21 protein-coding genes are annotated in these 21,174 nt (G+C 65.6%); 17 read left to right on the forward strand and 4 right to left on the reverse strand.

The window, feature by feature from the left end:
* Positions 1-5 precede the first annotated feature (5 nt).
* The 3 genes from IVB46_RS15695 to IVB46_RS15705 are packed head-to-tail and all read left to right on the forward strand — an operon-like array spanning position 6 to position 3,638.
* Complete coding sequence (locus IVB46_RS15695; RefSeq protein ID WP_247302315.1) at positions 6-662, forward strand: aspartate/glutamate racemase family protein; 657 nt, start codon at positions 6-8, stop codon at positions 660-662.
* Between the two features lie 22 nt (positions 663-684).
* Positions 685-2,268: an ABC transporter substrate-binding protein gene (locus IVB46_RS15700; RefSeq protein ID WP_247302316.1), complete on the forward strand. Its 1,584-nt coding sequence runs from the start codon at positions 685-687 to the stop codon at positions 2,266-2,268.
* Positions 2,265-3,638 carry an amidohydrolase family protein gene (locus IVB46_RS15705; protein ID WP_247302317.1) on the forward strand — a complete coding sequence of 458 codons (1,374 nt, stop codon included), beginning with the start codon at positions 2,265-2,267 and terminating at the stop codon, positions 3,636-3,638. Before IVB46_RS15700 ends, IVB46_RS15705 begins: the two co-directional genes overlap by 4 nt.
* Here the strand turns inward: IVB46_RS15705 and IVB46_RS15710 are convergent.
* Positions 3,628-4,545, reverse strand: coding sequence for a LysR substrate-binding domain-containing protein (locus IVB46_RS15710; RefSeq protein WP_247302318.1), 918 nt, complete (start codon positions 4,543-4,545; stop codon positions 3,628-3,630). The two genes, IVB46_RS15705 and IVB46_RS15710, sit on opposite strands and share 11 nt — an antisense overlap.
* A 272-nt stretch (positions 4,546-4,817) precedes the next feature.
* On the opposite strand from IVB46_RS15710, the gene IVB46_RS15715 reads away from it, so the two are divergent.
* From IVB46_RS15715 to IVB46_RS15760, 10 genes are all read left to right on the forward strand, one after another.
* Positions 4,818-5,855 carry an ABC transporter substrate-binding protein gene (locus IVB46_RS15715; protein WP_247302319.1) on the forward strand — a complete coding sequence of 346 codons (1,038 nt, stop codon included), beginning with the start codon at positions 4,818-4,820 and terminating at the stop codon, positions 5,853-5,855.
* A 23-nt stretch (positions 5,856-5,878) separates the two neighbouring features.
* Positions 5,879-6,919 carry an ABC transporter ATP-binding protein gene (locus tag IVB46_RS15720; RefSeq protein ID WP_247302321.1) on the forward strand — a complete coding sequence of 347 codons (1,041 nt, stop codon included), beginning with the start codon at positions 5,879-5,881 and terminating at the stop codon, positions 6,917-6,919.
* The gene (locus IVB46_RS15725; protein WP_063981056.1) at positions 6,916-7,791 is read left to right on the forward strand and encodes an ABC transporter permease; all 876 of its coding nucleotides are present in this window, start codon (positions 6,916-6,918) and stop codon (positions 7,789-7,791) included. Before IVB46_RS15720 ends, IVB46_RS15725 begins: the two co-directional genes overlap by 4 nt.
* On the forward strand, positions 7,788-8,594 hold the full coding sequence (locus IVB46_RS15730; RefSeq protein ID WP_071909709.1) for an ABC transporter permease: 807 nt from the start codon (positions 7,788-7,790) through the stop codon (positions 8,592-8,594). The genes IVB46_RS15725 and IVB46_RS15730 overlap by 4 nt, the downstream gene beginning before the upstream one ends.
* A 9-nt stretch (positions 8,595-8,603) precedes the next feature.
* The gene (locus IVB46_RS15735) at positions 8,604-9,740 is read left to right on the forward strand and encodes an FAD-dependent oxidoreductase (protein WP_247302324.1); all 1,137 of its coding nucleotides are present in this window, start codon (positions 8,604-8,606) and stop codon (positions 9,738-9,740) included.
* A 29-nt stretch (positions 9,741-9,769) separates the two neighbouring features.
* Positions 9,770-10,066 carry a (2Fe-2S)-binding protein gene (locus tag IVB46_RS15740; RefSeq protein WP_247302326.1) on the forward strand — a complete coding sequence of 99 codons (297 nt, stop codon included), beginning with the start codon at positions 9,770-9,772 and terminating at the stop codon, positions 10,064-10,066.
* Positions 10,063-11,481, forward strand: a complete 1,419-nt coding sequence (locus IVB46_RS15745) for a (2Fe-2S)-binding protein (protein WP_247302328.1) — start codon at positions 10,063-10,065, stop codon at positions 11,479-11,481. Before IVB46_RS15740 ends, IVB46_RS15745 begins: the two co-directional genes overlap by 4 nt.
* Positions 11,478-12,599 (forward strand): FAD-dependent oxidoreductase, encoded by a 1,122-nt coding sequence (locus tag IVB46_RS15750; protein ID WP_247302330.1) that lies wholly within the window; start codon positions 11,478-11,480, stop codon positions 12,597-12,599. The genes IVB46_RS15745 and IVB46_RS15750 overlap by 4 nt, the downstream gene beginning before the upstream one ends.
* Positions 12,600-12,611: 12 nt before the next feature.
* Positions 12,612-12,959, forward strand: coding sequence for a RidA family protein (locus tag IVB46_RS15755; RefSeq protein ID WP_247302332.1), 348 nt, complete (start codon positions 12,612-12,614; stop codon positions 12,957-12,959).
* Positions 12,960-13,094: 135 nt separating this feature from the next.
* On the forward strand, positions 13,095-13,814 hold the full coding sequence (locus IVB46_RS15760; RefSeq protein ID WP_247302334.1) for a hypothetical protein: 720 nt from the start codon (positions 13,095-13,097) through the stop codon (positions 13,812-13,814).
* Here the strand turns inward: IVB46_RS15760 and IVB46_RS15765 are convergent.
* The gene (locus IVB46_RS15765) at positions 13,804-14,649 is read right to left on the reverse strand and encodes a tetratricopeptide repeat protein (protein ID WP_084794962.1); all 846 of its coding nucleotides are present in this window, start codon (positions 14,647-14,649) and stop codon (positions 13,804-13,806) included. The two genes, IVB46_RS15760 and IVB46_RS15765, sit on opposite strands and share 11 nt — an antisense overlap.
* Before the next feature lie 39 nt (positions 14,650-14,688).
* Positions 14,689-14,856: a hypothetical protein gene (locus IVB46_RS15770; protein ID WP_247302336.1), complete on the reverse strand. Its 168-nt coding sequence runs from the start codon at positions 14,854-14,856 to the stop codon at positions 14,689-14,691.
* Positions 14,857-14,879: 23 nt separating this feature from the next.
* Here IVB46_RS15770 and IVB46_RS15775 point away from each other — a divergent pair, with 23 nt between their 5' ends.
* Positions 14,880-16,475, forward strand: a complete 1,596-nt coding sequence (locus tag IVB46_RS15775; protein WP_247302339.1) for an ABC-F family ATP-binding cassette domain-containing protein — start codon at positions 14,880-14,882, stop codon at positions 16,473-16,475.
* A gap of 25 nt (positions 16,476-16,500) precedes the next feature.
* On the opposite strand, the gene IVB46_RS15780 is transcribed toward IVB46_RS15775, so the two are convergent.
* A complete protein-coding gene (locus IVB46_RS15780; protein ID WP_071909716.1) occupies positions 16,501-17,835 on the reverse strand; it encodes a dicarboxylate/amino acid:cation symporter in 1,335 nt (444 codons plus the stop codon).
* A 163-nt stretch (positions 17,836-17,998) separates the two neighbouring features.
* Between IVB46_RS15780 and IVB46_RS15785 the strand changes: the two genes are divergently transcribed.
* The 3 genes from IVB46_RS15785 (at position 17,999) to IVB46_RS15795 (ending at position 21,137) form a co-directional block, all read left to right on the forward strand.
* Positions 17,999-19,318, forward strand: coding sequence for a solute carrier family 23 protein (locus IVB46_RS15785; protein WP_247302341.1), 1,320 nt, complete (start codon positions 17,999-18,001; stop codon positions 19,316-19,318).
* 74 nt (positions 19,319-19,392) lie between these two features.
* The gene (locus IVB46_RS15790; protein WP_247302342.1) at positions 19,393-20,229 is read left to right on the forward strand and encodes an SDR family oxidoreductase; all 837 of its coding nucleotides are present in this window, start codon (positions 19,393-19,395) and stop codon (positions 20,227-20,229) included.
* A gap of 86 nt (positions 20,230-20,315) precedes the next feature.
* Positions 20,316-21,137, forward strand: coding sequence for an NAD-dependent protein deacetylase (locus tag IVB46_RS15795; protein ID WP_247302344.1), 822 nt, complete (start codon positions 20,316-20,318; stop codon positions 21,135-21,137).
* Positions 21,138-21,174 lie beyond the last annotated feature (37 nt).

A 21,174-nucleotide genomic window follows, 5' to 3' on the forward strand; every position in this document is an offset into this window, starting at 1 on the left:
GTACCATGACCCGTCGCCGCATCCTCGTCATCAACCCCAACTCCTCGGCGTCGGTGACGGCGGCGATCGACGAGGCGGTCGCGCCGCTGCGCATTGCCGGCGGACCTGACATCGAGGTGGTTGGCCTCGCCGAGGGACCGCCGGGCATCAGCTCGCAGCGCGATGCCGACAGCGTGGTCATGCCGCTGGTCAATCGCGTCACGCGCGACAATGCGGATGCCTTCGTGCTTGCCTGCTTCAGCGATCCCGGCCTGCATGCGGTGCGCGAGGCAGCGGGCGGACGCCCGGTGCTGGGCATCGCCGAATGCGGCATCTTTCGCGCGCTGATGCTGGGCGAACGCTTCGGCATCATCGCGCTGTCGCCATCGAGCATTCGCCGCCAGCAGCGCATGGCGCGGGTGATGGGCGTCGATAGCCGTTACGCCGGAAGCTGGTCGGTCGGCGCGAGTGCCGCGGAGACGGCGAGTGCCGACATCCGCGGCCGATTGATCGAGGCCGGCCGCGCGTTGGTCACCCAATGCCGCGCCGATGTCGTGGTGATGGGGTGCGCCGGCATGGCCTCGCACCGCGCGGCGATCGCGGATGCGATCGGCGTGCCCGTGATCGAACCGGCGCAGCAGGCGGTCGCCGCTGCGATCGGCGCGGTGTTGTTGAACACGTAAGATCCTTCAGGAGCCTTTTGTCATGCCGATCTCCCGCCGCTCGCTCCTCAAGGCCGCCGCCGCAATGCCGGCGCTGTCGCTGCCGGGCATCGTCCGCGCCGAAGCGCAGAGCACCTTGCGCTTCATTCCCGTCATCGACCTCGCCTTCGTCGACCCCATCTATTCGACCGCGCAGGTGTCGCGAAACCACGGCTTCATGGTCTACGACACGCTCTACGGCATGAGCTCCTCGCTCCAGGTCTCGCCGCAGATGTTGTCGGGCCACGCCATCTCCGCTGACTTGCTGCAATGGGACCTCAGCTTGCGTGACGGCCTGTTCTGGCACGATGGCGAACGTGTGCTGGCCCGCGACTGCGTCGCCAGCATCCGCCGCTGGGCGGCGCGCGACGGCTTTGGCGGCGAGCTGCTGGAGGCGACCGCCGAGCTCTCGGCTGCCGACGACCGCGCCATCCGTTTCCGTCTCAAGCGTCCGTTCCCGCTGCTGCCGCAGGCGCTCGGCAAGGCCGCGATCAATCCCTGCTTCATGATGCCGGAGCGGCTGGCGAGCCAGGACCCGTTCAAGCCGCTGACCGAAGTCATCGGCAGCGGCCCGTTCCGCTATCTCGCCGACGAGCGCGTGCAGGGCGCGCGCAACGCCTATGCCAAATTCGAGCGCTACCAGCCGCGCACCGACGGCAAGCCGGACTGGACCGCGGGACCGAAGATCGTGCACTACGATCGCGTGGTCTGGACCACAACGCCCGATGCCGGCACCGGCGTCGCCGCGCTCCAGACCGGCGAGCAGGACTGGCAGGAGACCACGCCGCACGATCTGCTGCCGATCATCAAGGCCGCCGGCGATATCGAGACGCGCATCCTTGACCCCAGAGGCTACGCCTGCATGCTGCGCCTCAATCATCTGCAGCCGCCCTTCGACAATCCTGCCGTGCGCCGCGCGCTGCTGGGTGCGATCGATCAATCCGCGTTCATGACGGCAGTGGCCGGTACCGATCCGGCCTTCCAGGTCTCGCCGATCGGCTATTTCGCGCCTGATACCCCGATGGCGAGCGACGTCGGCCTCGACGTGTTCCGTGGGCCGCGCGACTACGCCAAGGTCAAGGCCGAGCTGAAGGCCGCGGGCTACAACGGCGAGAAGATCGTGGTGCTGGTCCCCACCAACTCGCTGGCGCAAAAACCGCTCGGCGAGATCGCGGTCGACAGCTTGCGTAAGGCTGGCATGAACGTCGAATATGCCGGGCTCGATTTCGCCGTCGTCCTGCAGCGCCAGTTGAAGAAAGACCCGATCGGGCAGGGCGGCTGGAGTGCGGCGGTCGGCAATTGGCAGGGCATCGACTGGCTCAATCCGGCCGGCAACACCAACATCCGCGGCGAGGGCAAGGTCGCCGGCTGGTACGCGAGCGAGAAGATGGGGCCGTTGCGCGGCCAGTGGCTGGCGGCCTCCGAACTCGCCGAGCAGCAGCGCATCTGCCGCGAGATCCAGGCGGTCGCGTTCGAGGAAATCCCCTATATTCCGATCGGCCTGTACAAGCAGCCGACCGCCTATCGCAAAGCCATCACCGGCATTCTCGACGGCACCGCCGTCTTCTGGAACGTACGCCCCGCATGAGCACCACAGCAATTTTCGGCAGCTATGTGCTGTCACGGAAAGACGGCGCGCAGGATGTGCTGCACGACCATTGGGTCCTGGTCGAAGGCAAGAAGATCGCGGCAATCACGCGCAGCAAGCCGAGTGCGGATCAAACTTACGACCGCCCCGGCCGCTTCGTGCTGCCCGGTCTCTTGAACCTGCACAATCACTGCTTCTCCGAAGCGGTGGCGCGCAGCCACACCGAGGATGGCAACGGCCGCAAGAACAACCAGAGCATCGTCTATACGGTGCTCTTGCCGCTGACCAAGCGCGGTGCCGATATCCTGTCGGCGGAAGAGCGCCTTGCGGTCGCGCGGCTCGGCATCCTCCAGCTCCTCAAGGGCGGCGCCACCACCGTGATGGAGCCGTTCCGGAATTCGATCCCCGAAATGTTCGATGCAGCCGAGGAGATGGGCATCCGCTTCTACGGCGCGCCCTATCTGTTCTCGACGTCAGATGCCAAGGCGGGTCCTGACGGCGTGGTGCGCTATTCCGGCGACGACGGCACCGCCGACATGGCAACGTGGGACGCGCTCTATCAGCGCTGGAACAATCGCGGCGACGGCCGCATCAGTCTTGCGATGAGCCCGCACGCCACGGACACCTGCGGTCCCGATCTGCTGAAGGCCTGCGCCGCACGGGCGCGCGAGCTTGGCGTGCCCATCACGACGCACATGGCGCAGAGCCGCGCCGAGGTCGAGACCATCGGCAAGCGCTATGGTGGCCGCACGCCGGCGCAATATCTGGACTGGCTAGGCCTGCTCGCGCCCGACCTCATGGCCGCGCACTGCATGTTCAGCACCGACGACGATCTCAGGCTGATGGCCGCCCGCGGCATGACCGTGCTGAACTGCCCGCGCGTGTTCGCCCGCGCCGGCGTCACCGCGGCGTTCAGCCGTTTTGCCGAGCACGGCGTGCGCACCGTGGTCGGCACCGACGGCTACAACATGGATCTGCTGGGCGAACTCAATGCGGCGTCGCTGATCTCCAAGGTCACCGCAGCCCGCGCCGATGTCGCCAATTCGCCGGAACTGATCGAGGCCAACACGGCCGTGGCTGCCGACGTCATCAAGCGGCCCGATCTCGGCCGGATCGAGCCCGGCGCGACCGCCGATCTCACCGTCGTCGATTTCACCCATCCGCATCTTCAGCCGCTGTTCGATCCGCGCCGCGCGCTGATCGCGCTCGCCAACCGCGCCAATATCGATCAGGTCATGGTCGACGGCCGCATGCTGGTCGATGAGGGATGCTATCTCGGCGCTGACGAAGCGGCGATCACGGCAGCGGGTACCGCTGCGATCGGCAAGATCTGGGACCTGCCGGAGGCGCAGGCCGCGTTCAGCGGCTGAGCGCTGCGTCGTCCTCGAATTCCACCAGCGCCTTGCGCATGGTCTCGACCAGATCGAGCGCCACCGGCGAGGGGCTGCGCTGCGCCGGAAAAACGGCAGAGAATTCGAAGTCGATGCGCGGCAGGAAGCGGCGCACGACGACGCCGCGGGTGGAAAATTCCTGCGCGGTGAAGGGATCGCAGATCGCGACGCCAAGCCCTGATGACACCATGCCGCACATGATCTCCGACAGCGTGGTCTCGACCCTGAGCACGCGGCGGACGTCGTGGCGATGGAAGACCTGGTCGACGAGGTGCCGGCTCGACGACCCCGCCGACAGCGAGATGAACGTCTCGCCCTCGAAATCGCGTGGCTCCAGCACCTCTTTCTCCGCGAGGTGATGACCGGTCGGCAGCACCGCGACGCGCGCCAACGCCGGCAGCCGCTGGCTCGGCAGGCCGGAATGGGCGATCGGCACCTCAGCAAAGCCGATGTCGCATTGATTGTTGAGCACCCAATCGACCACGATCGGCGAGATCACGCCGAAGAAGGCGAGGTTGAGGTTGGGCCGTTCTCTCAGGAAATGTCCGGCGAGCCGCGGCAGATAGCCGTTCGACAGCGCCGGCAGCGCGGCGATGCGCAGCGAGCCGGTGCGGCGGCCACGGATTTCCTCGGCGGCCGCCGTGATGCGCTCGAGCCCGACGAAGGAGCGCTCCACTTCGGTATAGAGCGCCATCGCCGCGGCGGTCGGCACCAGCCCGGTACCGCGCCGTTCGAACAGCTCCATCTTGAGGAGCGCCTGGAGGTCGCGCAGCAGCCGGCTGACCGCCGGCTGCGTCACGGTCATCAGCGCTGCCGCCTCAGTCACGCTGCCGGTCAGCATCGTCGCGCGGAAGGCCTCCACCTGCCGCGAATTGATCCGCGCCATCCCAATTTCCATCCATAATATTTAGGCATGCAGAGGGTGCCATTATTCATTGGACGATGGAAGCCAGGGTTTGCGATCTTTTTCATCAGGACTGGAGACAGCCCGCTTTTTCGGCAGATTGGAGGGGTTCAAACCTCCAGATCGCGCCAAAACCTAGCGAACAGGGGCCGGAGCCCTGTCCGGAGGGGTTTGCGCGGAAGGAAATGCGGAAGGCGCCTCAGTCAGAGATTTTTCGGCACGTCACCTCATCTCGGTATTGGAGATCGGTCCATATGAAGACTCTCAGCCTTCTGACCGCGGTCAGCATCGCAGCGCTCATCGCCGTCTCGTCGGCCGCCTCGGCCCAGCAGAAAACGCTCTACGTCGCCGGTTACGGCGGCTCGTTCGAGAAGACCATCCGCGATGAGGTGATCCCGGCCTTCGAGAAGGAGAACGGCGTCAAGGTCGAGTACGTCGCCGGCAACTCCACCGACACGCTGGCCAAGCTCCAGGCGCAGAAGGGCAACCAGCAGATCGACGTCGCCATCGTCGATGACGGCCCGATGTACCAGGCGATCCAGCTCGGCTTCTGCGGCAAGCTCGAAGGCTTGCCGGCCGCCGATCTCTATGACACCGCCCGCTTCAAGGACGATCGCGCTGTTGCGATCGGCATCGTCGCGACCGGCCTGATGTACAACACCAAGGTGTTCGCCGAGAAAGGCTGGGCGCCGCCGACCTCCTGGAACGATCTCAAGGACACGAAATACGCCAAACAGCTCGTGATCCCGCCGATCAACAACACCTACGGCCTCGAAGCGCTGGTGATGCTGTCGAAGATGAACGGCGGCGGCGAGACCAACGTCGATTCCGGCTTCAAGATCTTCAAGGAGCAGATCAATCCGAACGTGCTCGCCTATGAGCCGTCGCCGGGCAAGATGACCGAGCTGTTCCAGTCCGGCCAGGCCGTGATCGCGGTGTGGGGCACGGGCCGCGTGCAGAGCTTCGCCAACACCGGCTTCCCCGTGGACTTCGTCTATCCGAAGGAAGGCGCGGCGACGCTGCTGACGACGGCGTGTCCGATCACCAAGCCGAATGCCTCGCCGCTCGCCTCCAACTTCGTCAAGATGCTGCTCGACCCAAAAATCCAGCTCGTGATGCTGAAGGACTACGGCTACGGCCCGGTGCTGAAATCACTGGTGGTACCGCCGGAGCTCGGCAAGATGGCGCCGATCGGCGAGCGCGCGGCAAAGCTCTATAATCCGGACTGGACTGTGATCAACGAGAAGCGCGAGGAGTGGACCAAGCGCTGGAATCGCGAGGTCGAGCGTTGATCTGATCGTTGCGGAGACAGCGCATGGCCTATCTCGAGCTCGATCGGGTCGCAAAACAGTTCGGCGCGCAGACTGTGGTCGATGACTTCAGTCTGTCGGTGGGGAAGGGGGAGTTCATCTCCTTCCTCGGCCCGTCCGGCTGCGGCAAAACCACGACCCTGCAGATGATCGCGGGCTTCCTCGATCCCACACGCGGCGCGATCCGCTTGGAGGGCAAGGACCTGACCGCGATCCATCCCGCGAAGCGCGGGCTCGGCATCGTGTTCCAGAGCTACGCGCTGTTTCCGCACATGACGGCGGCGGAGAACGTCGCGTTCGGCCTCGAGATGCGCAACGTGCCGCGCGCCGAAAGAGCCGAGCGCGTCCGCGCCGCGCTCGCGATGGTCGGGCTTGCCGGCTACGAGGACCGCCATCCGCGCCGCATGTCCGGCGGTCAGCAGCAGCGCGTGGCCCTGGCGCGCGCGCTGGTGATCAAGCCGAGCGTGCTCTTGCTCGACGAGCCGCTGTCGAATCTCGACGCCAAACTGCGCGAGGAGATGCAGATCGAGCTGCGCCAGATCCAGCGCACCATCGGCACCACGACGATCCTGGTCACCCACGACCAGAACGAGGCGATGTCGCTGTCCGACCGCATCGTGGTGATGAGCCAGGGCCGCATCGAGCAGATCGGCTCGCCGCAGGAGACCTATGAGAAGCCAGCCTCGGCCTTCGTCTCGCAATTCCTCGGCAAGACCAACGATTTTGCGGCGACGATTGATCGGACCGCGACGGCGGTGCGGCTGGTGGCTGGCTCCTGGAACGCGCCGGCGCCGGCCGGGCTCAGTGGCCCCGTCACTGTCAGCATTCGCCCTGAACGGATCGGCTTTGGCGATACGGGGCTCGGCGCAAAGATCGTCACGCGTATCTTCCAGGGCAATCACTGGCTGTTCCAGTGCGACAGCGAATGCGGGCCGGCGATCGTGATCCGCCAGAATGACGGGACGGCGCCGCCGGCTGAGGGCGAGGCGGTTCGCCTCGTCTGGCGGCCCGAGGACATGAGCGTGCGCGCGAGGGCCGGCGCATGAGCACGGCCGCTGACGAGCGCAACGCGCGTGCGCCATGGGCGCTGACGGCGCCCGCCTTGATGCTGTTCGTCGGCGTGCTGCTGATTCCGCTGGCGATGACGGTGATGCTGTCGTTTCACGACTGGGGTCAGTACAAGGGCATCGAGCCGGTTTTCATCCTGAAGAACTGGCACGAGATCGCGACCGATCCCTATTACGCCGAAATGTTCTGGCGGACGTTTCGCATCGCGATCCTGACAACGCTGCTCACCGCCTTGCTCGGCGCACCCGAAGCCTACATCCTCAACCGCATGAGCGGCCGCTGGAAGAGCTTTTTCCTGCTGATCATCCTCGGGCCGCTCTTGATTTCCGTGGTGGCGCGGACGCTCGGCTGGGCGCTGCTGTTCGGCGGCAACAACGGCCTCGTCAACAAGCTCCTGATGTCGCTCGGAGTGATCCGCTCGCCCATTCCCTTCATGTTCACCGAGACAGGGATGGTGGTTGCGCTCGCCCATGTGATGATGCCGTTCATGGTGCTGTCGGTGTGGGCCGCGCTCCAGCGGCTCAACCCGCAGATCGAGAACGCCGCGATGTCGCTCGGTGCGGGGCCCGTGACCATCATCCGCCGCATCATCATGCCGCAGATCATGCCGGGCGTGCTGTCGGGCGCGATCATCGTGTTTTCGCTCTCCGCCAGTGCCTTCGCGACGCCCGCGATCATCGGCGGCCGCCGGCTCAAGGTCGCGGCGACGCTGGCCTATGACGAATTCCTCAACACGCTGAACTGGCCGCTCGGTGCAGCGGTCGCAACCCTTCTGCTGGTCGCGCTGGTGCTGATCGTCGTCGGCAGCAACGCGCTGATCGAGCGCCGCTACGCGGAGGTGTTCCGATGAGCCGGAACGGCCCGCTCGCGCTGATCTTCCACACCATCTTCGTCATCGTCATGGTCGCCCCGATCCTGGTGGTATGCCTCGTTGCTTTCACGCCCGAAGGCTTCCTGTCGCTGCCGACCAACGGCTTTTCGCTGCGCTGGTTCAGGGCGATCGCCAACTATCCCGAGTTCATCCATGCCTTCTGGGTGAGCCTGGGGCTCGGTGCGCTCTCGTCCTTCGTGGCGCTGCTGTTCGCGGTGCCGGCGGCGCTGGCGATCGCGCGTTATCGCTTCCGCGGCCGCGATGCGCTCGCGGCGCTGTTCCTGTCGCCGCTGATGATCCCGCATGTCGTGCTCGGCATCGCCTTCCTGCGCTTCTTCACCTCGGCTGGCCTCGGCGGCAGCTTTGCCGCGCTGATCATCGCGCATGTCATCATCGTGTTTCCGTTCGCGTTGCGGCTGACCCTGGCGGCGGCGACCGGCATGGACCTCTCGGTCGAGATGGCGGCAGTCTCGCTGGGCGCCAACGGCTGGACGCTGTTTCGCCGCGTGACGCTGCCGCTGATCCTGCCTGGCGTCATCAGCGGCTGGGCGCTCGCCTTCATCCAGTCCTTCGACGATCTCACCATGACCGTCTTCCTCGCGGCACCCGGCACCGAGACGTTGCCGGTGCGCATGTTCCTTTATATCCAGGACAACATCGATCCGCTGGTGACGTCGGTCTCGGCCTGCGTGATCGCGATCACCATGACAGCCCTCATTCTGCTCGACCGCTTCTACGGACTCGACCGTGTGCTCGCCGGCAAGGGCGATACGGGACGATAGGAGAAATTTATGTCAGGAGACTACGACGTCGCTGTGGTCGGCGGCGGACTGCTCGGCTCCGCCATTGCCTGGGGCCTCGGCCGGCTCGGCAAGAGCGTGGCCGTGCTCGACGAAGGCGACATCACCAAGCGCGCCTCGCGCGCGAATTTTGCGCTGGTCTGGGTGCAGAGCAAGGGGCTCGGCATGCCGGCCTACACGGTCTGGACCGTGCAGGCGTCGCAAGCGTGGGGCCGGCTTGCTTCCGAACTCAAGCAACAGACCGGCCTGGATGTCTCGCTTCAACAGAACGGTGGCTTCCATCTGACGCTCGGCGACGACGAATTCGGCCAGCGCACCGAGCTGGTGAAGCGCATGTACAACCAGACCGGTGCTGCCGATTACAAGATGGAGATGCTCTCCGCCTCCGAGGTGAAGAAGTCGTTGCCGCTGATCGGGCCGGAAGTGTCCGGCGGCAGCTATTGTCCGCTCGACGGCCACGTCAATTCGCTGCGGACCTTCCGTGCCTTCCACACCGGCTTCAAGGCATTCGGCATCGACTATTTTCCGGAGCGCCCGGTCTCGGCGATCAGCAAGAGCGGTGGCGAATTCCGCCTGACCACGCCCAAGGGCGAACTGCGCGCCGCCAAGATCGTGCTCGCGGCCGGCAATGCCAACCAGACGCTGGCACCGATGGTCGGCCTCCACGCGCCGATGGGCCCGACCCGCGGCCAGATCGTGGTGACCGAGCGCACCATGCCGTTCCTGCCGCACCCGCTGACCACGATCCGCCAGACCGACGAGGGCACGGTGATGATCGGCGACAGCAAGGAGGACGAGCTCGACGATCGCACCCTGAAGCATTCCGTCAGCGCCGTGATGGCCGATCGCGCGCAAAGGATGTTTCCGCATCTGGCGCGGCTCAACGTGGTCAGGAGCTGGGCCGGCATCCGCGTCATGCCGCAGGACGGCTTTCCGATCTACGACCAGTCGGAGACGCATCCCGGCGCCTTCGTCGCCTGTTGCCATTCCGGCGTGACGCTCGCCTCCAACCACGCTTTCGAGATCGCGCGCATGGTCGCAGCTGGCGCACTCGAGCCGGAGCTGGTCGGCGCGTTCTCGGCCAGCCGTTTCGGCGCCGCCGGTGCTGCGAACAACAGCGGCTATTAGAGATATCTAAAGGAGCCAAGAGGCATCCCATGTTTAGACGATCCGAACAGGACAAGCGACCGCAGGTCCAGATCTTCGTGGATGGCGCAGCCATCGCGGCGCGCCAGGGCGACACCGTCTCCGCCGCGCTGCTGGCCTCCGGCTGTGATGCGCGCCGTTCCACCGCAGTGAGCAGCGCGCCGCGTCTGCCCTATTGCATGATGGGCGTGTGCTTCGACTGCCTCGTCACCATCGACGGTGTCGGCAACCGCCAGGGCTGCCTCGTGCCCGTCGCCGAAGGCATGCAGATCGAGATTCAGAAGGGCAAGCGGGAGATCGGAAAATGACTGTGGCTCCCAAGCGCGAAGCCTATGACGTCGTGGTGATCGGCGCCGGGCCCGCCGGCCTCGCGGCCGCTGCGACGTCCGCCGAAGCGGGCCTGTCGACGCTGCTGCTCGACGAGAACATCGGCCCCGGCGGCCAGGTGTTTCGCGCCATCTCGTCTACGCCCGTGACCGACCGCAACCAGCTTGGCGCCGACTATTGGGTCGGTGCCGATCTCGTTCAGTCGCTCCGCGCGAGCCGCGCCGAGATTATCCATCGCGCCACCGTCTGGAGTCTCGACCGCAACCTCGAGATCGCCGTATCGATCGGCGGTGCGTCCGCTTTCCTCAAGGCGCAGCGCGTGATCCTCGCGACCGGCGCGCTGGAGCGGCCGTTTCCGATTCCCGGCTGGACCTTGCCGGGCGTGATGACCGCGGGCGCGGCGCAGACGATGCTGAAATCGTCGGCCCTGGTGCCTGACGGACGCACGGTGATCGCGGGGCAGGGGCCTCTGCTCTGGCTGCTCGCCGCGCAGATCTTGCGGCTGGGCGGCCGCATCGATCGCATCCTCGACACCACCGAGCGCGGCAACTACTTCGCCGCGCTGCCACATGCCTTCGCCTTCCTGACCTCGCCCTATTTCACCAAGGGGCTGTCGATGATGCGCGAGGTAAAAACCAAGGTGCAGGTCGTCTCAGGTGTGACCGAGCTCTCGGCATCCGGTGATGGCCAGCTCGCGAATGTGAGCTATGTCGCCGGCGGCAAGCGCGAGACGATTCCGGCGGACCTGTTGCTGCTGCATCAGGGCGTCGTGCCCAACGTCAATCTGGCGATGTCGGCCGGAATCGAGCATCGCTGGGATGATCTGCAATTGTGCTGGTCGCCGGTGTTAGACGCGAGCGGCAATTCATCGGTCGCTGGCATCGCGATCGCTGGTGACGGCGCCGGTATCGGTGGTGCCAATGCGGCTGTGGTCCGTGGCCGCATCGCGGCGCGCGCGGCGGTGGAGGCATTGGCGCCTGCGGTTGCGACAAAGCTTGCGCCGATGGCAACGCTCCGCGCCGATCTCGCCAAGGCCGAGCGCGGCCGCGTCTTCCTTGACACGCTGTTCCGCCCCGCGCCGCAGTTCCGCATTCCCACGGGCGACACCATCGTCTGCCGCTGCGAGGAAGTCACCGCGAAGGACATTCTCGATGCCGTTGCCATCGGCGCGACCGGGCCGAACCAGCTCAAGGCCTATCGCCGCACCGGCATGGGGCCGTGCCAGGGCCGGCTCTGCGGCCTCACCGTCACCGAGCTGATGGCGCAGGCGCGGGGCAAGACGGCTCAGGAGATCGGCTATTACCGGCTGCGCGCGCCGGTCAAGCCGATCACGCTCGCCGAGCTCGCCGCCGTTCCGAAGAGCGAGGCCGACGTCAAGGCGGTGGTGCGCGGATGACCCAAAACGTGGATGCGATCGTCGTCGGCGGCGGCATCCACGGATGCTCGACCGCGCTGCATCTGTGTCTCGCCGGCATGAAGCCGGTGCTGATCGAGAAAGACTACGCCGGCCGCCATGCATCCGGCGTCAATGCCGGCGGTGTCCGCCAGCTCGCGCGGCACGTGCCCGAAATCCCGCTCTCGATCCGCTCGATGGGAATCTGGGAGAAGATCAAAGATCTCCTTGACGACGATTGCAGCTTTGAGAGTTACGGTCAGGTTCTCGTTGCGGAGAACGAGGAGGAGCTCGCGGTCTGCCGCGCGCGCGTCGCTGAGCTGAACGCGCTCGGCTTCACCCATGAAGAGCTGATCGACGCGACTGAATTGCGACGGCTGGTGCCGGCCGTGGCTGAGACATGTCCGGGCGGCGTGGTGTCGCGCCGCGATGGTGCCGCCAATCCGGCGCAGACAACGACGGCGTTCCGGCGCAAGGCCGAGCAGCTCGGCGCGACCGTGCGCGAGGGCGTGGCGGCCAGCAACATCCGTCAGAGCGACGGCCTCTGGCACGTCGATGTCGGCACCGAGACTTATGCCGCGCCGGTGCTCGTCAATGCCGCCGGCGCCTGGGCCGGGAACATCGCCGCTGCGCTCGGCGAGCCCGTTCCGGTCGAGACCGTGGCGCCGATGCTGATGATCACCTCGCGCGTGCCGCACTTCATCGACCCCGTCGTGATCCTGCGCGGACGCAAGCTCTCCTTCAAGCAATTCACCAACGGCACCGTGCTGATCGGCGGCGGTCATCTGGCGACGCCCTATCAGGATCGCAACGAGACGGTGCTGGACTGGAAGAGCCTCGCAACCAGCGCGCGCACCGTGTTCGAGCTGTTCCCGGTGATGCGCAGCGCGACGATCGTCCGCGCCTGGGCCGGCATCGAGGCGAAGATGAAGGACGACATCCCCGTGTTCGGCCCGAGCTCGCGACACAAGGGCCTCTATCACCAGTTCGGCTTCTCGCTGCACGGTTTCCAGCTCGGCCCCGGCGCCGGCGCCGTGATGGCCGAGCTGATCGTCAATGGCGGCACCCAGACCCGAATCGGCGATCTCGGCATCGATCGTTTCCATCCTTCCACGCTCTAAGAAGAGGACATCATGAGCATCACCCGCAGCATCCGCACGCCCATCATGCACCGCGCCGTCGAGGCCAACGGCTTCGTATTCATCGGCGGCACCATCGCCGACGACACCTCGGTCTCGATGGGCGAGCAGACCCGCAACATCCTCGGCAAGATCGCCGGCTATCTGAAGGAAGCCGGCACCGACAAGTCGCGCGTCGTCAGCACCTCGATCTTCGTCACGGATCTCTCCAAGAAGAAGGAGATGGACGCGGCCTGGACCGAGTTCTTCGGCGACAACCTGCCGACGCGCGCCACAGTCGGCGTCGCCGATCTCGGCGGCGGTGCATTGATCGAGGTGGTGGTCACTGCGCTCAAGGGCTGATTGCGCTCTTCTCACGGACCCGTGAAGAGAGCCGTCGATCCGAACATGACGAAGATGTAATGGTCTGGATTAGCTGCGGCGCTTTGACGCGCCGCAGTTTCCGTTTATCAGTAGGGGACTCGGCTGGAATGCCCAATGTCCTCGCAGAATAATAACAACAAGCTCGCGATCAAATTTCGCTGCCCCGGAGAACTCGAAGGCCTGCTGCCGCAGCCGGTGCCGGCGAATCTCGGCGTTCCCGACTGGCTCAAGGCGATGCCGACCACGGCCTTCAGTGCCCTCAATCAGCAGGATGACGAGACGGTCAAGCGCTGCCCGCCGTTCATCGACGCGATGACATGCGGCTTCCTGATCCCGCTAATCTGCGATATCAGGGTCGAGGATGGCGAGATCAGCTGGGACAACGACATCCCGCCCGGCGGTGAGATCGATTTTCCGCGCTCGCCGATCAGCTTTCACGATCAGGGCCAGCTCACCGGCTCGCCGCTGTTCGAGGCCGATCGCTTCGTCATCAAGTTTCACAATCTCTGGACCATCGAGGCGCCGGAAGGCTATTCGCTGTTCTTCACCCATCCGGTCAATCGCTTCGACCTGCCGTTCGTCACGCTGAGCGGCCTCGTCGATTGCGATCGCTATCGCGACAGCTGGATCCACTTTCCGGCGCATTGGCACAATACGGGCTTTCGCGGCGTGCTGCCCAAGGGCACACCGATCGCGCAATGCATTCCGGTCAAGCGTGAGGATTGGACGCGGCAGACCTCGGCCTTCACCGAGGATGAAGCGCAGAAGGTCCACGCCCTGCGCGCCGCGCTGAAGCGCGAGCCGGGTCTGTACCGGCGGAAATTCAGGGCGTAGCCCGCTCGGGCCTGGCTCCCAGGAATTTCGCCGCGGCGCTCGGGCGGAAGAAGAAGCGGCCGTGCGACGAGGCGGCGAGTGTGAGGGCGGCGCGGCTGAGCATCTGCGGCCGTCCGCCATACACGGACCGCAGCGCCGCCTCGCCGCCATCGCGTTCGCCCATCTCCATCAGGCAGATCGCGAGATTGGCGCGGGAGAGAGCGTCGTCCGGGCGAAGCCCGAGCGCGTGACGGTAGGTGTCGGCGGCCTCCGCATAGGCGCCGTCGAGAAGCTCGGCCCAGGCAAGTTCGGTCAGGATATCGGTGCGTCCCGGCCCGATCGCGCGCGCCGCGGTCAGCACGGTACGCGCTTTGGCGCGATTGTTATTCCGGACATGCATGCGGCCAAGGTCGAGTTGCAGATCGACGCTGGCCGGGGCGAGCGCGAGGGCTTGCTCGATCATCCCGACCGCCTCGCCAACCTCGCCGGCGTTCGCAAGCTGGCCCGCCAGCTCCTGGAACGCGGGCAGATAGGGCGGACGGCGCGCTGTGGTTCGCCGCAGTTGCGCCAGTCCATCGCTTCTGCGCCGCGCGGCACACAGCACATGGCCGAGCAGCGTCTCGATTTCGGGATCGCTATTGCGCTTCGCGGCTTTCTCCAGCGGCGCAATCGCCTCCTCCGCACGCTCCTGGCCGAGCAGGGCATGGGCGAGGATCAGCACGGCATTCCGGTCGGTGCGATTTGATTTCAGGGCTTCGGTCGCAAGCTGCCTTGCAATGTCGAACTGCTTTGCACGTAGCGCCAGAAAGGCTTGCTGAAGCAGTTGGGCGAGGGGGCTATTCGGCTTGCCGCTCAAGAGATGGCCTCTTGGTTGAGACACGTTGTTTTTTGCCCCTTACCGCATGCCCCATGCAGCGTCCATCAACAGCTTCGTGATGCTTCGCTGATTGGCCCGGACGCGTCGCACGGAATGCGCCTTGATCTCGGCGCCCGGCGGTATTATCAGCGAGACATCAATCAGGAGTTTCGCATCCATGGATTTCACCCCGACCGCAACGCCCATCCGCCTTGCTCACGGGGAATTCCATGCCTGCATCGATCATTCTGTCGAACCTCTCGCTGTCCACGCCTGACGGCCGTCCTCTCCTTTCCGACCTCAAGCTGACATTTGGTGCCGAACGGGCTGGTCTCGTCGGCCGCAACGGCGTCGGCAAGACAACGCTGCTTGCTGCGATCACCGGAGAGCACATTCCCCAAGCGGGACGCGTTCTCCTGAGCGGAACCGTGGGAATGCTCCGCCAGGACGTCCAGCTTCCTGCGGGCGCCGCGGTGATCGATCTGTTCGGCGCGCGCGCAGCGCTGGAGCTGCTTCGCCGTGCCGAGCGGGGCGATGCATTCGCCGACGAAGTCACCGACGTCGACTGGACGCTTGAAGCGCGGCTTGCGTCCGCGCTCGCGCGTGTCGGGTTCGATCCTGATACCGACACGGAGCTGGATCGTTTGTCGGGCGGGCAGATCACGCGGATCCGTCTGGCCGCGCTGGTCTTCGCCGAGCCGGACTTCCTGCTGCTCGATGAGCCCACCAACAATCTCGATCGGGATGGACGTAAGTCAGTGGTCGACCTGCTCGCAGGCTGGCGGGGCGGGGCGATCGTCGTCAGTCACGACCGCGACCTGCTCGAGACCATGGATGCCATCGTCGAGATGACATCGCTCGGGGCAAGACGGTACGGCGGCAATTGGAGCAGTTACCGTGAGCAGAAGGCCATCGAGCTCGCTGCCGTCAGGCACGACCTTGCGCATGCCGAGAAGCATCTCGCCGAGATCGACGGCAAGGCGCAGGAGGCAGCGGAACGCAAGGCGCGCAAGGACAGCGGCGGCAGGAAGAAGCGCGCCAAGGGCGACATGCCGCGCATTCTCGCCGGTGCACGCAAGGACCGCAGCGAGGACAGCGGCGGAAAGACCGCGCAGATCGCCGAGCGGCGGCGCTCGGAGGCGATCGAGGCCGTCGACACGGCTCGCCGGCGCGTCGAGATTCGCCAGCCGCTGTCGGTCAAGCTGCCCCCGACCGGCCTGCCGGCGGGCAGGGAGGTGGTATGGCTCGATCGCGTCAACGCCGGCTATCAGCCGGAGCAGCCGGTCCTGCGCGATCTCTCACTCACGCTCGTCGGCCCGGAGCGCGTCGGGGTCGTCGGGCCGAATGGTTCCGGCAAGACAACGTTGCTCAAGCTCGTCACAGGCGAGTTGCGCCCGTTTGCGGGCACCGTGCGGGTCAGGCCGGACTTCGCGCTGTTCGACCAGAAGGTCAGCCTGCTCGATCCCGCGATCTCCATCCTGGACAATTTCGGGCGTCTCAATCCGAAAGCGAGCGCGAACGAGTGCCATGCTGCCCTGGCCCGGTTCGCGTTTCGCGCCGATGCCGCCTCGCAGATCGTGGGGAGCCTGAGTGGCGGACAGCTGTTTCGTGCGGGCCTCGCCTGCGTTCTAGGCGGGTCGACGCCGCCGTCCCTGCTCATCCTGGACGAGCCGACCAATCACCTCGACATCGAGTCCATCGAAGCCGTCGAGGCAGGCTTGAGGGCCTATGACGGCGCGCTGCTCGTGGTCAGTCACGACGAGGCGTTCCTGCAGGCGATCGAGATCGCGCGCAGGGTCGAGCTGGTCGCCAACGCGACTCTCTGAGGCTCTACCGGCTGCGTGGCGCGGCCTATGAGGCCGCGCTGCCGCCCGGTTCCAGCGCCTCGCCCATCTCCAGCGGATGCGCCATGGTCTCGTGCAGCGCCTCGCGATCGAGCTCGCCTTCGGAGATGCTGATGACGACGCAGGCGATACCGTTGCCGATCAGGTTGGTCAGCGCGCGGCACTCGCTCATGAACTTGTCGATCCCGACCAGGATCGCGATCGACTGGATCGGGATGTCGGGAACGATCGAGAGCGTCGCGGCAAGCGTGATGAACCCGGCGCCGGTCACGCCCGAGGCGCCCTTCGAGGTGATCATGGCGATGCCGAGAATTCCGAGCTCCTGCCAGATCGTCAGATGGGTGTTGGTCGCCTGCGCCAGGAACAGCGTCGCCAGCGTCATGTAGATGTTGGTGCCGTCGAGGTTGAAGCTGTAGCCGGTCGGAATGACGAGGCCGACCACCGAGCGTGAGGCGCCGAGATGCTCCATCTTCTGGATCATCTGCGGCAGCACCGTTTCCGACGAGGAGGTGCCGAGCACGATCAAGAGTTCGTCCTTGATGTAGGCGATGAAGCGCAGGATCGAGAAGCCGGAGAGCCGCGCGATCGAGCCCAGCACGATCAGCACGAACAGGATGCTGGTGAGATAGAACGTGCCGATCAGGGCGGCGAGGTTGAGCAGCGAGCCGAGGCCGTAGGCGCCGACGGTGAAGGCCATCGCGCCGAACGCACCGATCGGCGCCACGCGCACGATGATGCGGATGATGCCGAAGAACATTTTCGCGGCCTTGTCGATCGCCTCCGCGATCGGCTCGCCGGCCTTGCCGAGGAAGGCGATGGCGAAGCCCGACAGGATCGAGATCAGCAGCACCTGAAGCAGGTCGCCGCGCGCGATCGCGCCCACATAGCTGTCGGGAATGATCGCCATCAGATGGGCGACGATGCCTTCCTCCTTGGCCTTGGTGACGTAGGTCGCGACCGACTTCGGATCGATCGTGGCGGGATCGATGTTGAAGCCGTGCCCGGGCTGGAGAATCTCGCCGACCAGCAGGCCGATGGCGAGCGCGACGGTCGAGACCGTCTCGAAATAGATCAGCGACTTCAGCCCGACTCGGCCGACGCGCTTGAGGTCGCCCATCGAGGAAATGCCGTGCACCACGGTGCAGAAGATGACAGGCGCGATCATCATCTTGATCAGCGCGATGAAGCCGTCGCCGAGCGGCTTCAGCTCCTTGCCGAGATCGGGATAGAAATAGCCGATGAGCACCCCGAGTGCGATCGCGATCAGGACCTGGATGTAGAGGATCTTGTACCAGGGTTGATGCCGGCGATGGACGGCTGGCTGGATCGCGACTTGTGTCATAGTGTGTGCCCCGGAACGCATTGATTTTTGATTCTGCAAGATCTCAATTTTGCAAGCTTTGAATCTTGCATGACTCGCATCATGTGATGGTCGCCGCAGAAGCGACAATCACATTTTTGTCGGATCGCACGAAGATCGGTCGCTGCACCGCAACGGGGGGAATATGACAACCACGATGGGCTCGGACGAGCAGCCGCAAAGCTATTTTCCGCGCTGGAAATTCAAGGCCTCGGGCGTGATCATGCCGGAGGAACGGCTGTCATGGGGCCAGACCGTCGTCTCCGGTCTCCAGCATTGCGTCGCGATGTCGGGCTCGACGATCATCGCGCCGCTGCTGATGGGGTTCGATCCCAATGTTGCGGTCCTGTTCTCCGGCATCGGCACGCTGATCTTCTTCGTCATCGTCGCCGGGCGCGTGCCGAGCTATCTCGGCTCGAGCTTCGCGTTCATCGCCGTCGTCATCGCCGCCACCGGCTATGCCGGGCAGGGGCCGAATCCAAACCTTTCCGTCGCGCTCGGCGGCATCGTTGGCGCCGGCGTGCTCTACGGCGTGATCGCGCTGATCGTGATGTGGTCGGGCGTCGGCTGGGTCGAGCGCCTGATGCCGCCGGCCGTCACCGGCGCCGTGGTCGCCGCGATCGGCCTCAATCTCGCGCCCGTGGCGGTCAAGGCGGTGAGCGTCAACGCGTTCGACACCTGGATCGGGCTCGCGACGGTGCTGATCATCGGCGTGGTGGCCGTTGCCGCTCCAGGCCTGTGGCGCCGCCTACCGATCATCCTCGGTGCGATCGGCGGATATCTCCTGTACCTGCTGTTCGCGAACGGCCTCGGCTTCGGCAAGCCGATCGACTTCGCGCAGCTCGCGGCCGCGCCTTGGCTGGGCATGCCAAGCTTTACCACGCCGACGTTCCACGCCGATGCAATCTTTCTGATCGCGCCGGTTGCGGTCATCCTCGTCGCCGAGAACCTCGGTCACATCAAGGCCGTCGGCGCGATGACGGGCCGGAGCCTCGATGCCTATCTCGGCCGCGCGCTGTTCGCCGACAGCCTCGCGACCATCGTGGCAGCCTGCGGCGGCGGCACCGGCGTCACCACCTATGCCGAGAACATCGGCGTCATGGCGGCGACGAAAGTCTATTCGACACTGTTGTTTGCATTCGCGGCCACGGTCTCGATCCTGCTCGGCTTCTCGCCGAAATTCGGCGCACTGATCCTGTCGATCCCGGGTCCCGTCATCGGCGGCCTCTCGATCGTGCTGTTCGGATTGATCGCCGCGATGGCGGGCCGGATCTGGGTTGAGAACAAGGTCGACTTCGCAAATCCGGCGAACCTGATCACCGTCGCTGTGGCGCTGACCGCGGGCGCGGGTGATCTCACGCTCAAATTCGGCGCGTTCACGATCGGCGGGATCGGCACGGCGACCTTCGGCGCCATCATTCTCTACCAGATCCTGACCTCGCCGCTCGCGCGCCGCGCCGAGTGAATCCCTGCGATGCGCAAGCGGGATGGAACAAAACGCCGGTTCCGTCCATGATGAAGCATCCCCGGAGAAAGCTCATGCCGCAGACCGATCGCTCGACCCCGTTTTCCTCCCGCCTCGTCGGCCAATACGCGCTGGTGACCGGTGCCTCGCAAGGCATCGGCCGCGCCGTCGCCATCCGGCTCGCGCAGGAGGGCGCGACCGTCGCCATCAATTATGTCGATCACCCCGAGCGGGCCGAGGAGACGCTCGCGCTTGCAAGGACAGGATCGGCTGACCGCGGCCACGGCAAGCTCGATCATGTCGTCGTCAAGGCCGATGTCAGCAATGAGCAGGAGGTCGCTGCGATGTTCGAGACGGTGCTTTCGCGCTGGAAGCGGCTCGACTGCCTCGTCAACAATGCCGGCTTCCAGCGGGAGTCGCCGAGCGAGGCGCTCGACATCGACACCTACCGCCGCATCATCGACGTCAATCTCAACGGCGCCGTGCTCTGCGCGCAGAAGGCGCTCGCCCATTTCGTCGCGCGCGGCGGAGGCGGCAGCATCATCAACTGCTCCAGCGTCCACCAGATCATCCCGAAGCCGGGCTATCTCGCTTATTCGATCAGCAAGGGCGGCATCGCCAATCTGACGCGCACGCTGGCGCTGGAATTCGCCGGCCGCGGCATTCGCGTCAATGCGGTCGGCCCGGGCGCGATCGACACGCCGATCAACGCGGCGTGGACGGGTGATCCCGCCAAGCGCGGCGTCGTCACCAGCCACATTCCGCTGGGACGGGTCGGCGCGCCGGAAGAGATCGCCGCCGTGTTCGCCTTCCTCGCCTCGGATGACGCCAGCTACATCACGGGCCAGACCATTTACGCCTGCGGAGGCCTGACGCTGTTCCCCGAGTTTCGCGAGAACTGGGCCAGCTAGAGTTGACCGGCTTCGACCGCGGGCGGCTGTCACGTTGCGGCGGCGGACATCTGGCAAAACGACACGGCGCAGACTACATCTGCGCCATGGCAAACCCTCCGCAGGCAAACCGTTCGCTCGAAGATTTTGTCGGCCGGCACGAACGTCTGTTCGTGCTGACCGGCGCCGGCTGCAGCACCAATTCGGGCATTCCCGATTACCGCGACAGCCATGGCAATTGGAAGCGGACCCAGCCGGTCAATTTCCAGGCCTTCATGTCGGAAGAGCCTACGCGCCAGCGCTATTGGGCGCGCAGCCTGATCGGCTGGCGGCGGTTCGGCCAGGCGAGGCCGAACGATGCGCATCATGCGCTTGCCCGGCTCGAGGCGAGCGGGCGCTGCGAGATGCTGCTGACCCAGAACGTCGACCGGCTGCATCAGTCCGCCGGCCACCGGCAGGTGATCGATTTGCATGGCCGGCTCGATCTGGTCCGCTGCATGGGCTGCGGGGCGAAGACCCCGCGCAACGAATTCCAGGACAGGCTCGGCTGTGCCAATGCGGAATGGCTGACGCTCGACGCCGCGGATGCGCCTGATGGTGACGCCGATCTCGAGCATGCGGATTTCTCGTCGTTCAAGGTGCCCGCCTGCGAAGCCTGCGGCGGCATCCTCAAGCCCGATGTGGTGTTCTTCGGCGAGAACGTGCCGCGCGACGTGGTCGCCGCCGCGCAGGATCATCTGGCGCAGGCCGACGCCATGCTGATCGTCGGCTCCTCGCTGATGGTCTATTCCGGATTCCGCTTCGTGCAGTCTGCCGCGAACCGGCAGATCCCGATCGCCGCGGTCAATCTCGGACGCACCCGCGCCGACGATCTCCTCACGCTCAAGGTCGAGGAGCGCTGCGAGGCGGCGCTTGCATTCCTGCTCTGAGCGCGTGGGCCGCACCCTTCTACCGCATAGGTGCCAC

Origin of the sequence: Bradyrhizobium sp. 61, from assembly GCF_023073075.1 — a bacterium.
Taxonomy (GTDB): domain Bacteria; phylum Pseudomonadota; class Alphaproteobacteria; order Rhizobiales; family Xanthobacteraceae; genus Bradyrhizobium; species Bradyrhizobium barranii.

Coding starts and splice junctions, on each gene's coding strand:
- IVB46_RS15745 (WP_247302328.1), top strand. CDS start 10,063: ATGACTGTGGCTCCCAAGCGCGAAGCCTATGACGTCGTGGTGATCGGC.
- IVB46_RS15700 (WP_247302316.1), top strand. CDS start 685: ATGCCGATCTCCCGCCGCTCGCTCCTCAAGGCCGCCGCCGCAATGCCG.
- IVB46_RS15735 (WP_247302324.1), top strand. CDS start 8,604: ATGTCAGGAGACTACGACGTCGCTGTGGTCGGCGGCGGACTGCTCGGC.
- IVB46_RS15770 (WP_247302336.1), bottom strand. CDS start 14,856: ATGGGCGTTGCGGTCGGGGTGAAATCCATGGATGCGAAACTCCTGATT.
- IVB46_RS15710 (WP_247302318.1), bottom strand. CDS start 4,545: ATGGCGCGGATCAATTCGCGGCAGGTGGAGGCCTTCCGCGCGACGATG.
- IVB46_RS15755 (WP_247302332.1), top strand. CDS start 12,612: ATGAGCATCACCCGCAGCATCCGCACGCCCATCATGCACCGCGCCGTC.
- IVB46_RS15795 (WP_247302344.1), top strand. CDS start 20,316: ATGGCAAACCCTCCGCAGGCAAACCGTTCGCTCGAAGATTTTGTCGGC.
- IVB46_RS15730 (WP_071909709.1), top strand. CDS start 7,788: ATGAGCCGGAACGGCCCGCTCGCGCTGATCTTCCACACCATCTTCGTC.
- IVB46_RS15740 (WP_247302326.1), top strand. CDS start 9,770: ATGTTTAGACGATCCGAACAGGACAAGCGACCGCAGGTCCAGATCTTC.
- IVB46_RS15705 (WP_247302317.1), top strand. CDS start 2,265: ATGAGCACCACAGCAATTTTCGGCAGCTATGTGCTGTCACGGAAAGAC.
- IVB46_RS15720 (WP_247302321.1), top strand. CDS start 5,879: ATGGCCTATCTCGAGCTCGATCGGGTCGCAAAACAGTTCGGCGCGCAG.
- IVB46_RS15715 (WP_247302319.1), top strand. CDS start 4,818: ATGAAGACTCTCAGCCTTCTGACCGCGGTCAGCATCGCAGCGCTCATC.
- IVB46_RS15775 (WP_247302339.1), top strand. CDS start 14,880: ATGCCTGCATCGATCATTCTGTCGAACCTCTCGCTGTCCACGCCTGAC.
- IVB46_RS15780 (WP_071909716.1), bottom strand. CDS start 17,835: ATGACACAAGTCGCGATCCAGCCAGCCGTCCATCGCCGGCATCAACCC.
- IVB46_RS15725 (WP_063981056.1), top strand. CDS start 6,916: ATGAGCACGGCCGCTGACGAGCGCAACGCGCGTGCGCCATGGGCGCTG.
- IVB46_RS15750 (WP_247302330.1), top strand. CDS start 11,478: ATGACCCAAAACGTGGATGCGATCGTCGTCGGCGGCGGCATCCACGGA.
- IVB46_RS15790 (WP_247302342.1), top strand. CDS start 19,393: ATGCCGCAGACCGATCGCTCGACCCCGTTTTCCTCCCGCCTCGTCGGC.
- IVB46_RS15695 (WP_247302315.1), top strand. CDS start 6: ATGACCCGTCGCCGCATCCTCGTCATCAACCCCAACTCCTCGGCGTCG.
- IVB46_RS15785 (WP_247302341.1), top strand. CDS start 17,999: ATGACAACCACGATGGGCTCGGACGAGCAGCCGCAAAGCTATTTTCCG.
- IVB46_RS15760 (WP_247302334.1), top strand. CDS start 13,095: ATGTCCTCGCAGAATAATAACAACAAGCTCGCGATCAAATTTCGCTGC.